This is a genomic window from Pantoea sp. SGAir0180, assembly GCF_043546245.1.
Genome location: NZ_CP028071.1, coordinates 3,248,231 through 3,261,249, shown reverse-complemented (window position 1 = coordinate 3,261,249; position 13,019 = coordinate 3,248,231). Strand labels below are relative to the sequence as shown.

The window sequence follows — 13,019 nt, the reverse complement described above, 5'->3', positions numbered from 1 at the left end:
CCGGGCAAAGCCCGGCTTCAGGTTCAAGCTATCGGACTACGACGCATTACAATGCCGCAATCACCGCCTGCTGTTCAATCAGTTTTGCTTTGGACTGTTCCATGTCGGCAACGCGTTCACGCTCTTTGGCGACGACCGCTTCCGGGGCACGGGACACAAAGCCTTCGTTGGCCAGCTTGGTCTGAATCTTCTCGATTTCAACATCGAGTTTCACCAGCTCTTTCGCCAGACGTTCCAGCTCGGCGGCCTTATCCACCAGATCCGCCATCGGGATCAGGAGCTCGGCGCCTTCGACAATTTTGGTCACCGAAACCGGCCCTTTCTCGCCCGCAGGCAGAATGGTCAGGCTTTCCAGACGCGCCAGGCGCGACAGGAAGTTACGGTTGGCCTCAACGCGGCGCTGGGCCGCCGGCGAGCAGTCACGCAGCAGCACATCCAGCAGCTTGCTCGGCGCGATGTTCATCTCCGCACGGATGTTACGCACCGCGACGATCGCCTGCTTCATCCACTCAATGTCGGCTTTGGCGTCGGCATCTTCTTTCGCCGCATCAAACTGCGGGAACGGCTGCAGCATGATGGTGTCATCGCTGATATTTTTCAGGCCTTTCACGCGCTGCCAGATGGTTTCCGTGATGAACGGAATGATCGGGTGCGCCAGGCGCAGCAGCGCTTCCAGTACATGAACCAGCGTATGGCGCGTACCGCGCAGTTCTGCTTCGCTGCCGCTGTTCATCACCGGTTTGGTCAGCTCCAGGTACCAGTCACAGAACTGGTTCCAGGTGAAGTCATACAGAATGTTGGCGGCGATATCGAAGCGATAGCTGTCCAGGGCTTCACGGTAAGCTTTCACCGTATGGTTGAACTCGGTCAGAATCCAGCGATCGGCCAGCGACAGCGTCATCTCGCCACCATTCTGACCACAATCCTGATCTTCGGTGTTCATCAGCACAAAGCGGCTGGCGTTCCACAGCTTATTACAGAAGTTGCGATAACCTTCCAGGCGCTTCATGTCCCAGTTGATATCACGACCGGTTGATGCCAGCGCGGCCAGCGTAAAGCGCAGCGCATCGGTACCGGATGGCTCAATACCGTTCGGGAACTGTTTCTCGGTGCGCTTACGGATTTTCTCGGCCAACTGCGGCTGCATCATGTTACCGGTGCGTTTTTCCAGCAGATCTTCCAGCGAAATGCCGTCAACCATATCCAGCGGGTCAATCACGTTGCCCTTGGATTTGGACATCTTCTGGCCTTCTTCGTCGCGGATCAAACCGGTCATATAGACGGTTTTAAACGGCACCTGCGGTTTGCCGTTTTCATCTTTGATGAAGTGCATGGTCAGCATGATCATGCGGGCAATCCAGAAGAAGATAATGTCAAAGCCACTGACCAGCACGCTGGTCGGGTGGAAGGTCCGCAGGGCCTCGGTGTTTTCCGGCCAGCCCAGCGTTGAGAACGTCCACAGACCTGAAGAGAACCAGGTATCCAGTACGTCATCGTCCTGGCGCAGCGCCACATCGGCGGCCAGGTTGTTTTCGCTACGCACTTCGTCTTCGGTGCGACCTACGTATACGTTGCCGTCGTTATCGTACCAGGCCGGAATGCGGTGACCCCACCACAGCTGACGGGAAATACACCAGTCCTGAATGTCACGCATCCAGGAGAAGTACATGTTCTCGTACTGTTTTGGTACAAACTGAATATCGCCGTTCTCAACGGCTTCAACGGCCACTTTTGCCAGCGGTGCCGTGCGGACGTACCACTGGTCGGTCAGCATCGGCTCGATGACCACACCGCCGCGGTCGCCGTAAGGAACGGTCAGATCGTGTGGTTTGATCTCTTCCAGCAGGCCCAGTTCGTCCACCGCGGCCACGATGGCTTTACGCGCCGCAAACCGTTCCATCTTCTGGAACGCAGCCGGGATCGCGTCACTGTAGACGGTGCTGGCTTCGCCGTTGGTATCGTAAACCTGCGCGCTTTCACGGATATCCCCGTCAAAGGTCAGGATGTTGATCATCGGCAGCTTATGACGACGGCCCACTTCATAGTCGTTGAAGTCGTGCGCTGGGGTGATTTTCACGCAGCCGGTGCCTTTTTCCATATCCGCGTGCTCGTCACCCACGATCGGGATCAGGCGATCAACCAGCGGCAGCATGACAAACTTGCCGATCAGATCTTTATAACGCGGATCTTCCGGGTTCACGGCCACGCCGGTATCGCCCAGCAGCGTTTCCGGACGCGTGGTGGCGACAACCAGATAATCTTTCCCGTCGGCGGTTTTGGCGCCGTTGGCCAGCGGATAGCGGATGTGCCACATGGAGCCTTTGCTCTCACGGTTTTCCACTTCCAGGTCAGAAATCGCGGTGCGCAGTTTCGGATCCCAGTTCACCAGGCGCTTGCCGCGGTAAATCAGGTTCTCTTTGTACAGGCGCACAAACACTTCTTTTACAGCATTGGACAGGCCTTCATCCATGGTGAAGCGTTCACGCTCCCAGTCCACAGAGTTGCCCAGGCGGCGCATCTGGCGGGTAATGGTGCCTCCGGATTCGGCTTTCCACTGCCAGATTTTGTCGATAAAGGCATCACGACCGTAATCCTGACGGGTTTTGCCTTCTTCTGCGGCGATCTTACGCTCAACCACCATCTGCGTGGCGATGCCCGCATGGTCGGTACCGGCCTGCCACAGGGTATTTTTGCCCTGCATGCGCTGGTAGCGAATCATGGTATCCATGATGGTTTGCTGGAAGGCGTGACCCATGTGCAAGCTACCGGTGACGTTCGGCGGCGGGATCATGATGCAAAAGCTTTCCTGGCTGGTGTCGCCATTCGGTTTGAAGTAGCCCTGCTTTTCCCAGTGCTCGTAAAGCGGCTGCTCGATATCTTGCGGGTTATATGTCTTATCCATTTCTGCTATGTCGTTTGCGGCTGTGGTGGCGTTGCCGTATTCAATTGGAAGCCAACGCTGCGATAGGCTTTATAGCGATCGCGCGCTAACTGTTTGAGCGATTCTTCATAAGGAACGAAGTCTATCACTTCATGGAAAGCAGTAGCAAAATCTGCAAACTGCGGCAGCAGGCTGATCAGCAGGTCGCGCGGTGAATTGCCCCGACGCTGAGGCCAGGCCAGCTCGACCGGTGCGCCGTAGCGCGGGCCTTCGCCAGCCAGGTTATGTGGCACAAAGGCATTGGCAGGGCGCTGCCAGAGCGCCTCATCCAGCCGAATGGCTTGCTGCTCATCTTCACAGGCGATGAGCACTCGCTTACCGGCCCGCCAGCGTGTTTCCGCCAGATCGCACACCAGCGCTTCCACAGCGGTTAAGCCGTCGCGGGATGCATCGGTTTCCAGCACGTAGAAGGTTGCGTTTTTCATCGAATTGCCTGCTAAAAGAAAAGCGGGGCGACATGGCGTCCACCCCGGTTGGTTCGGTTGCCCGGGCGTTTAGTCGTCGCCGTTCAGACCTGCACGGTTCAGCAGGAACTGTGACAGCATCGGCACCGGACGGCCGGTGGCCCCTTTGGCCTTGCCGGAGCGCCACGCGGTGCCGGCGATGTCCAGGTGCGCCCAGTTATATTTGCGCGCAAAACGCGCCAGGAAGCAAGCGGCGGTAATCGCGCCGCCCGGACGGCCACCGATGTTGGCCATATCGGCAAAATTGGATTCCAGCTGTTCCTGGTACTCATCGGCCATCGGCAGGCGCCAGGCGCGGTCGCCCGACTGTTCTGACGCGCTGATTAGCTCATGGGCCAGCGGGTTGTGGTTCGACAGCAGGCCGCTGACGTGATGGCCCAGCGCGATCACGCAGGCGCCGGTCAGCGTCGCCACGTCGATGACCACTTCCGGATCAAAACGCTCGACGTAGGTCAGGGCATCGCACAGCACCAGGCGACCTTCGGCATCGGTATTCAGCACTTCAACGGTCTGGCCAGACATGGTGGTCAGCACATCGCCCGGGCGCATGGATTTGCCGTCCGGCATGTTTTCACAGCCGACCAGTACGCCCACGACGTTCAGCGGCAGGTTCAGCTCGGCGACCATGCGCATCACGCCATAAACGGATGCCGCACCGCACATGTCGTACTTCATTTCATCCATGCTGTCCGCAGGCTTAATAGAAATACCGCCGGAGTCGAAGGTCAGCCCTTTACCGACCAGCACGATGGGGCGTGCATCGGTATCCGGGTTGCCTTTGTACTCAATCACCGACATCAGGGATTCATTGTGCGAACCGGCCCCGACGGCAAGATAGGCGTTCATGCCCAGCTCTTTCATCTGCTGCTCGCCAATCACGCGGGTTGAGATGTGTTTACTGTAGGCATCCGCCAGCTGACGCGCCTGAGAAGCCAGGTAAGCCGGATTACAGATATTTGGCGGCATGTTGCCCAGATCTTTGGCCGCTTTCACGCCCGCCGCAACGGCCAGGCCGTGCTGAATCGCCCGTTCTCCGCTGGTTAACTCACGGCGGGTCGGCACGTTAAACACCAGCTTGCGCAAAGGACGGCGCGGTTCGGCTTTGTTGCTCTTCAACTGGTCGAAGTTATACAGCGCCTCTTTAGAGGTTTCGACAGCCTGACGCACTTTCCAGTAGGTGTTGCGCCCTTTGACGTGCAGTTCGGTCAGGAAGCACACGGCTTCCATCGAGCCGGTGTCATTCAGCGTGTTAATGGTTTTCTGAATCACCTGCTTGTACTGACGCTCATCCAGCTCGCGTTCTTTGCCGCAGCCAATCAGCAAAATACGTTCTGACAGGATATTCGGCACATGATGCAGCAGCAGCGTCTGACCCACTTTACCTTCCAGCTCACCGCGGCGCAGCAGGGCGCTGATATAGCCATCGCTGATTTTATCCAGCTGCTCGGCAATCGGTGACAGACGGCGCGGTTCGAAAACACCAACTACAATGCATGCACTGCGCTGTTTTTCCGGACTACCGCTTTTTACACTGAACTCCATGCACTCTCCTGAATCTTAAAGACAACAGCCGTAGCTGCCGCTAGAATGTAGCGCATTCATGACTCATTTATTAATCGGTGCAACATGCTAGCATGCTGTCGACGGTCGTAATGAATCAGGGTGACAACGTGTTGTTTTTTCACCACCCACATGCAATTCGTATACATTTTTAGCGCTGGCTTCGGCCATTTATGAAGAAAAATGGCTAATAAGCGTTGAAATTAGCGATTTTCCTGCAAAAAGACAAGTTTTCACAGGCGTATTAAGCGTGATCATTATTAGATATCTGGTTCGGGAAACGCTCAAAAGCCAGCTGGCTATCCTGTTTATCCTGTTGTTGATCTTCTTCTGCCAGAAGTTGGTCAGGATTTTAGGGGCTGCGGTGGATGGCGAAGTGCCGACAAACCTTGTTCTGACGCTGTTAGGACTCGGTGTGCCTGAAATGGCGCAACTTATTCTGCCCCTTAGCCTGTTTCTGGCGATTTTAATGACGCTGGGAAGGCTGTATACGGAAAGTGAAATCACCGTGATGCACGCTTGCGGGCTGAGCAAAGCGGTGCTGGTCAAAGCGGCGATGATTCTGATGCTGTTCACGTCGATTGTGGCCGCGATTAACGTCATCTGGCTCGGCCCCTGGTCGTCACGTTATCAGGATCAGGTTACGCAAAACGCCAAGGCCAACCCCGGCGCAGCGGCCATGGCGGCCGGGCAGTTTCAGACCTCCAGCGACGGCAATAATGTGCTGTTCGTGGAAGACGTAAAAGGCAACCATTTCGGCCATGTCTTCCTGGCGCAGCTACGGCCAAAAGGCAATGCCCGCCCGTCCGTCGTACTGGCCGACAGCGGCCATATGCAACAGGAAAAAGACGGTTCGCAGATCGTCACCCTGGACAAAGGTACTCGCTTTGAGGGCACAGCGTTGTTACGTGATTTCCGCATTACGGATTTCACCAACTACCAGGCCTATATAGGCTATAAGCAGGCGACGCTGGATCCTAACGATGTGGATCAGGCTCCCCTGAGCACGCTCTACGCCAACAACACGCCGGAATTTAAGGCCGAGTTTCACTGGCGTCTGACGCTGGTGTTCTCTGTGCTGGTGATGGCCCTGATGGTGGTACCACTCAGCGTGGTCAATCCACGTCAGGGGCGCGTACTGTCCATGCTGCCCGCCATGCTGCTGTACCTGATTTTCTTCCTGCTGCAGAGTTCTTTGCGTTCAAGTGGAGCCAAAGGCCGCCTGGATCCGGCCATCTGGATGTGGGTGGTTAACCTCAGCTACCTGGCGTTAGCGATTGTGCTCAACCTGTGGGATACGGTGCCTGCGCGCCGGATTCGCGCGCGCTTTTCACGCGGAGGATCGATCTGATGTTTCGCGTTCTTGATCGCTACATTGGTAAAACCATCTTTAATACCATTCTGCTCACGCTGTTTATGCTGGTCTCGCTGTCCGGCATCATCAAGTTCGTCGATCAGTTGCGTAAGACCGGGCAGGGTGCATACAGCGCGCTGGATGCGGGCTACTACACCTTGCTGAGCGTGCCAAAAGATATCGAAATCTTCTTCCCGATGGCCGCCCTGTTAGGCGCATTGCTGGGACTGGGAACGCTGGCGCAGCGCAGTGAGCTGGTCGTGATGCAGGCGGCGGGTTTTACCCGCATGCAGGTGGCGCTGTCGGTGATGAAAACGGCGATTCCGCTGGTCCTGTTGACCATGGCTATCGGCGAGTTCGTTGCCCCGCAGGGCGAGCAGATGGCGCGTAATTTCCGCGCGCAGCAGCTCTACGGCGGCGCGCTGGTTTCAACACAAAACGGCCTGTGGGCAAAAGACGGCAACAGCTTTATCTACATTGAGCGCATTAAAGGCGACGATGAGATCGATGGCGTCAGTATTTATAGCTTCAACGACGCGCGCCGCTTAGAGAATGTCCGCTACGCGGCCTCGGCCAAGTGGGATAAAGACAAAAAGCTGTGGGTGCTGTCGCAGGTGGATGAATCGAACCTCACCGATCCCAAACAAATTACCGGCTCACAAAGCCTGGGCGGCGAATGGAAAACAAATCTGACGCCTGACAAGCTGGGCGTGGTGGCGCTGGATCCGGATGCGCTCTCGATTACCGGCCTTTACGATTACAGTAAATACCTGAAGCAGAGCGGCCAGGAATCCGGTCGTTACCGCCTGAACATGTGGAGCAAGATCTTCCAGCCGCTGTCGGTTGCGGTGATGATGCTGATGGCGCTGTCGTTTATCTTCGGCCCCCTGCGCAGCGTTTCAATGGGCGTTCGCGTGGTGACCGGCATCAGCTTCGGCTTTCTGTTCTATGTGCTGGACCAGATTTTCGGCCCGCTCAGCCTGGTTTACGGCCTGCCGCCGATTTTCGGCGCGATACTGCCAAGTTTCGTCTTCTTTGCCATCAGTCTGTTTATGCTGGTAAAACGGCGCTAATCGCCTGCCGTGAAAAAGGCCGCCTTTCGGGCGGCCTTTTTGTTTGCAGCTACTACGCATCGGTCAGTCATCCAACAGCCTGATGCATTCTCCAGGCACCCAGCCGCACTCGCCCGATGCGCGTTCAGCCCAGTACCAGTCGTTCAGCGATGTCGTTACGCTCACCCGCTCACCAGGACTAACCGTCAGTTCCTGCGCACTGTAGGTTTGCCGACAGATAACCTGATTTGGACTACGTAGCGAAAAGTATTGCTGAGGTGCCCAGCCTGCTTTTCCACCGGGCAAAATTATCCACAGCCAGCCTCGCCATGCCAGATCACAGTGGCTGACCACCGCAACGTCGCCTGCCTCCACGAAAAGGGGATCAGGATATGCAGAAACATAACGCTTTATCACGCATGCTCGCCGTCTCATCATGTTCTCTCTGGCCTGAAACACCGCAATCATTATAGAGGGGAAATCCCTGATGGCTTTTACGTCCATATCAGACCGTGTCGGCGCAGCGTAAAGGCGGAAAGGTTTGAAGTGAAAAAAACAGCCGTGCAGGAAAAGATTAAGCCTCAGGAAAACGGGGCTGACACCGCTCCGCGCATGCATCATCTCTTCATCACGTCATCCAGTCGTGAATCAACGCACCATACAGCACCTCCGCTTCCGCTAACCGGCTCAGCAGACAGTATTCATCGGTCTGGTGCGCCATCGACGGCTCGCCGGGGCCGAGGATAATACAGGGCGGATTGCCCAGCGCGGGCAGCAGCAAGGACGCATCGGTGAAGTAGGGCACAATGCGCGGTGTCAGCGGGGCATCATGTAACGGCTGGCAGTGCTGATAAACCGACTGAATCCAGGCCTGATTGTCTTCGCTCAGCACCGCGGGCAGATCCACCAGCGTGGTCACCGTTACGCTGTCGCCCAGTAACGTCGTGAGCTGCTGACGAATGGTGGCGTGCTGCAGATTGGGGGCGCTGCGGATATCCACGTCAAACTGCGTGCGATCGGGCACGGAGTTAATGTTCAGACCGCCCACGATGCGGCCGACGTTGAGGGTCGGCTGCTTCATCAGCGGATGCGGCGCGCCGGGTGAGAAATGCTGAATTTTGCCCAGCGCGTCCGCCGCCAGATAAATGGCATTGATACCCAGCTCCGGCATCGCGCCGTGGGCCGTTTTGCCCCGGGTTTCACAGCGCAGCCAGAGTGCGCCTTTATGGCCGATAACCGGATAGTTGGCGGTGGGCTCGCCGACGATCAACGCGCCCACTTCGGGCAGGTCAGCGCTGTCGATTAGCGCCCGCGCACCATCGCAGCCTGTTTCTTCGCCGCCGGTAATCAACATCACCACGCCGGAACCCTGTCGAATCGCCTGCTGGTGCGTAACGCAGGCGACGGCAAAGGCCGCAACGGCGGCCTTCATATCACTCGAACCGCGCCCATACAGTTTATCCCCGACGATTTCACCGAACGGATCGTGCTGCCAGTCGGCATTGCCGAGCGGAACCGTATCCAGATGGCCGGTAAATCCCAGTTGCGGTCCGGGCTGGCGGCCAGGCAGGCTGGCAATCAGGTTCAGGCGGTTTTCGCCGAAGGTGGACAGGGTGACGTCAAAGCCCCGTTCCGCCAGCCAGTCCGCCAGAAAATGCATGCAGGCTGCTTCGTTGCCCGGCGGATTAATGGTGTCAAAGCGCAACAGCTGCTGCGCCAGCGTCTGGCTCTCGCTCATCAGCCGCGCACCGTTAACCAGTCCAGGCAGTTGATCCACAGCTGGCGATAACCCGGCCACTGAGCAAATTCCTGCGGCAGCCAGTGGGCAGACATATCGCTGGTCCAGACCAGCGAGCGGCCCTGCTGATATTCGCGCACCGCCAGCAGCGGATGTGACGTTCCGGCAATGGTCGCCAGCAGTTTACCTTCCGGGTGCATTTCCACTTCGTTATAGCCCAGTAACCATGGCCAGTCGCCCGGCATATCGGTAAACAGCGCGTGAGATTCGGTCACACTGGGATAGGCCCCTTCGGGCGTTTCGATGCGGTCATCCCAGGCCAGGCAGCGCACCGGCAGCACCTTCTCGACCGCCGTGTTGCGATAGCGCGCGCCGCCGTTGATGCCCTGAAAACTAAAATAGCCGCCAATCATCATCAGCGCGCCGCCCGCCGCCACGTAGTCGTGGATCAGCGTCAGGCGGTTTGCCGTGCGCTGGCTCTTCAGCCAGGTATCCGGGTGCAGCAGCAACGTATTGGCGCCGATGTCGGACAGAATAATCGCGTCCCACTGCTGAAGCCCGGCAGGCGTCAGCGGAAACTCGGTCGCGGCGGCATGGGCGGGCATGTAGGTAATGGCATAATCACTGTCGGCCAGCGCCGCCATAAAGTCGGTCGCGCCATTGTGCCAGGTCGCGGTGGCAAACTGATCGAAGCCTTTGACGTGAACGGATGTGCTGGTCCAGGATTCCCCGACCAGTAAAATTTTCTTCTGCATTACGCTTCTCCCTTACCCACCAAAAACGCGCTGTGGGTTAGCAATCAGTAAGGTTTCAAGTTGTTCGCCGCTGACGCCGTGGCGTTTCAGGCGCGGGACAAAATGTTTAAGGATGTAGCCATAGCCATGACCGCCGTAGCGGGTCAGCATGGTTTTCAGGAACACGTCCTGCGATAACAAAATCTGTTCGATAAAGCCGTCATCGATCAGCTCGCGAATGGCGCGGGCATTCTCTTCATCGGACGGTGACTGCGCGGACTCATCGGCGTAGTAATAGCTCATGCCGATCATGTCGTATTCCAGAAAGACCCCGCGCTGCGCCAGGTCGCGCTGGTAGCGCTTATCGGCAAAGCTGGGGTTCATATGGCACAGCACCACGTGACGCAGGTCAGCGCCTTCTTCTTCCAGAATATCCAGCACCCGATGGCCTAATCGCTCCCAGCCGGGCAGATGCACCTCAACCGGCACCCGTGTCGCGGCACTGGCGCGGCCCGCGGCCCGCAGGGATTTCTCCTCGTTGGGAGTAAAGCGGCTGGAGACGCCGATTTCGCCGATCAAACCGGCCAGCACCTCGGGTTTTTCTTCCCGGCCGCCCAGGTCGTAAATCAGCTTGTCAGCGAGCGCTTCGATGCTGATCGTTTTGACCCAGTCCGGATGAGATGGCTCCAGATACAGCCCGGTGCTCATAATGATGTTCAGCCCGGTCAGGCGCGCGATGCGCTGCAGCGCTTTCGGGTCACGGCCAATGCCGATATTGGTGGGATCCACCACCGTCTCGCCGCCCAGTGCCCGAAACTTCATCAGCTCTTCAATCGCCAAATCCACATCAAACAGCTGACAGTTATCGCGGCTGATCAGCGGGTTAAGCGACAGCTCGCCCAGGTTTTCGATGCTGACCGGCATTTCCGCCAGGTGACGATCGCCACAGCAGCAGGGCGGCACCCACTTGCCGGAGGCATCCAGCAGAATATGTTCGTGCATCAGCGTCACGCCCATTTCATTCACCGGCAGCGGACCGAGTACGGTCATCACATAGCCGCTGTTGATGCCCAGCGGCAGCGGATCGGGATGGCGAAAAATAGAATGTTTCATCAGCTATCCTTTCGCCGCCGATCGCGTCGGGTTGAGAATGCGGGTGTTCAGCCAGATGGCCAGCAAAATAATCGTACCGGTGGCGATCTGCGTATAAAACGGGGAGATATGCGACAAAATCAGGCCGTTCTGGATGATGGCAATCGACAGCGCGCCGAGCAGCGTGCCGATAACGGTACCGAAACCACCGAACAGGCTGGTACTGCCCAGCACCACCGCAGCGATAACCTGTAACTCGAAGCCTTCGCCCTGGTTGGAGGAGCCGCTGCCCAGACGCGCGGTGATGATCATGCCCGCCAGCGCCGCCGCCATGCCGCTGATGATGTAAACCTTCATGGTCACGGCTTTGGTGTTAATGCCGCTCCGGCGCGCGCCTTCCGCATTCGCGCCGATCGCCGTGACATAGCGACCAAAGCGCATATGATTCAGCACGATATGGCCGACGATCAGCACTACGATGCCGATCAGCGCGGGCATCGGCACGCCCAGTACCCAGGCGCGGCCCATAAAAGCGAACGGGCTGTCGGCAGGGATGGGAATGGAATAGCCCTGCGTAATCAGCAGCGCCACGCCGCGCACCACCGCCAGCGTCGCCAGCGTGACGATAAAGGCCGGAATGCCTTCATAGGCGATAAAGAAGCCGTTGATGGCTCCTACCAGCGCGCCCAGCAGCAGGCCACCCAGCAACACCACCGGCCAGGGCAGGCCCCAGTTATTCAGCGCGATAGCGGACAACGCGCCGACCAGCGCCAGCGTCGATCCTACGGAAAGATCGATGCCGCCCGTGGTGATCACCAGCGTCATCGCCGTGGCGACGATCAGCAGCGGCGCGCTCTGGCGAATGATATTCAGCCAGTTAGCACTGCTGAGAAAGTTGCCGGTGATCAGGGAGAACACCACGCAGCAGAACACAAAAAACAGCGCGATGCTCACCACGCCAGAGTGGTTGTGCAGCAGGCGGCGTGGCAACGAGTGTTGCGCCATACGGGAACTGCTCAGATTCATAATAGTCATCCTGTTACCTCGCTCAGTGCGCGGCGGCCGAGCGGGCGACAAACTTCTCACCCACGATCAAATTGACGATCTCGGTCAGATCCGTGTCGGCCACGCGGCGCTCCGCTACGTTGGTGCCCTCGTACATCACCATGATGCGATCGCACACCAGGAACAGATCCTGTAAGCGATGGGTGATCAGGATGACGCTCACGCCACGCGCCGAGACCCGACGGATCAACTCCAGCACCGCCTCGACTTCGGCGACGGCCAGCGCGGCGGTGGGTTCATCCATAATCAGCACTTTGGGATCGAAGGCGGCGGCGCGCGCAATGGCAATCGCCTGGCGCTGACCGCCGGAGAGATTGCGCACCAGTAAGCGCGTGTCGGGGATTGAAATGCCCAGGCCTTTCAGCATTTCCCGCGCGTCAGCGTGCATTTTTTCTTCGTCCAGAAACGGAATGCCGAGAATTGACTTCATCGGCTCACGTCCCATAAACAGGTTGCCCGCCACATCGACGGTGTCGCACAGCGACAGGTCCTGATACACCATCTCGATATGGCAGCGGCGGGAATCCGCCGGGTTACTGAAATGCTGGTCTTCACCATCGATACGAATCGTGCCGCTGGTGGGCACGACTGCGCCAGACAGCACTTTGGTCAGCGTGGATTTACCCGCGCCGTTATCGCCCACCAGGCCCAGCACTTCGCCCGGGGCCAGTTGCAGATTGACGCCGCGCAGGGACCGTATCGCGCCGTAAGTCTTGGTAATATTCACCATTTCTACCCGTGCCGGGGCAGGTTGTATTTGCTGCATGTGATCACTCCCATCACCGCTAACGGGAAAGTTGTTCTGTGGGTAAAAAGAGGTTATCCGGCACGGTTTACGCCCTTGTAAACCGGTTTACCTGCAAGATAAACCCTTTGTCATTACATACAGAACAACGCGCTACAACGATATTTGTTTGCCGGGTACGACATTGCAGCTTCCGTGCCAGCCTGGGAACAGGCGCGACATTCACGGTCTAACCTTTTGTAATGCAAAACATTTAAATGTTAATTTCAGGTAA

At 57.6% G+C, this 13,019-nt stretch carries 11 protein-coding genes; 2 read left to right on the top strand and 9 right to left on the bottom strand.

Annotation, left to right across the window (positions count from 1 at the left end; genetic code table 11):
* Window positions 1–46 precede the first annotated feature (46 nt).
* From C1N58_RS15365 to pepA, 3 genes are all read right to left on the bottom strand, one after another.
* Window positions 47–2,902 carry a valine--tRNA ligase gene (locus C1N58_RS15365; RefSeq protein ID WP_394564311.1) on the bottom strand — a complete coding sequence of 952 codons (2,856 nt, stop codon included), beginning with the start codon at window positions 2,900–2,902 and terminating at the stop codon, window positions 47–49.
* Between the two features lie 5 nt (window positions 2,903–2,907).
* Entirely contained in the window at window positions 2,908–3,366 is a 459-nt protein-coding gene (locus tag C1N58_RS15360; protein ID WP_033739228.1) for a DNA polymerase III subunit chi, read from the bottom strand.
* Between the two features lie 69 nt (window positions 3,367–3,435).
* Window positions 3,436–4,947: a leucyl aminopeptidase gene (gene pepA / locus C1N58_RS15355; RefSeq protein ID WP_033739229.1), complete on the bottom strand. Its 1,512-nt coding sequence runs from the start codon at window positions 4,945–4,947 to the stop codon at window positions 3,436–3,438.
* 268 nt (window positions 4,948–5,215) lie between these two features.
* Here pepA and lptF point away from each other — a divergent pair, with 268 nt between their 5' ends.
* Window positions 5,216–6,316: an LPS export ABC transporter permease LptF gene (lptF, locus tag C1N58_RS15350; RefSeq protein ID WP_033739230.1), complete on the top strand. Its 1,101-nt coding sequence runs from the start codon at window positions 5,216–5,218 to the stop codon at window positions 6,314–6,316.
* Window positions 6,316–7,392 (top strand): LPS export ABC transporter permease LptG, encoded by a 1,077-nt coding sequence (gene lptG, locus C1N58_RS15345; protein WP_054634584.1) that lies wholly within the window; start codon window positions 6,316–6,318, stop codon window positions 7,390–7,392. Before lptF ends, lptG begins: the two co-directional genes overlap by 1 nt.
* Before the next feature lie 63 nt (window positions 7,393–7,455).
* Here the strand turns inward: lptG and C1N58_RS15340 are convergent, their stop codons facing one another.
* The 6 genes from C1N58_RS15340 to C1N58_RS15315 form a co-directional block, all read right to left on the bottom strand.
* Complete coding sequence (locus C1N58_RS15340; RefSeq protein WP_241492924.1) at window positions 7,456–7,788, bottom strand: SH3 domain-containing protein; 333 nt, start codon at window positions 7,786–7,788, stop codon at window positions 7,456–7,458.
* A 211-nt stretch (window positions 7,789–7,999) separates the two neighbouring features.
* Window positions 8,000–9,109, bottom strand: coding sequence for a M20 family metallopeptidase (locus C1N58_RS15335; RefSeq protein WP_394550906.1), 1,110 nt, complete (start codon window positions 9,107–9,109; stop codon window positions 8,000–8,002).
* Window positions 9,109–9,864 (bottom strand): glutamine amidotransferase, encoded by a 756-nt coding sequence (locus tag C1N58_RS15330; RefSeq protein ID WP_033739233.1) that lies wholly within the window; start codon window positions 9,862–9,864, stop codon window positions 9,109–9,111. Before C1N58_RS15330 ends, C1N58_RS15335 begins: the two co-directional genes overlap by 1 nt.
* 12 nt (window positions 9,865–9,876) lie before the next feature.
* Window positions 9,877–10,956, bottom strand: coding sequence for a phosphotriesterase family protein (locus C1N58_RS15325; RefSeq protein ID WP_394564310.1), 1,080 nt, complete (start codon window positions 10,954–10,956; stop codon window positions 9,877–9,879).
* 3 nt (window positions 10,957–10,959) lie between these two features.
* Entirely contained in the window at window positions 10,960–11,961 is a 1,002-nt protein-coding gene (locus C1N58_RS15320) for an ABC transporter permease (RefSeq protein ID WP_161784121.1), read from the bottom strand.
* A gap of 22 nt (window positions 11,962–11,983) precedes the next feature.
* The gene (locus C1N58_RS15315) at window positions 11,984–12,730 is read right to left on the bottom strand and encodes an ATP-binding cassette domain-containing protein (RefSeq protein ID WP_161784123.1); all 747 of its coding nucleotides are present in this window, start codon (window positions 12,728–12,730) and stop codon (window positions 11,984–11,986) included.
* Window positions 12,731–13,019 lie beyond the last annotated feature (289 nt).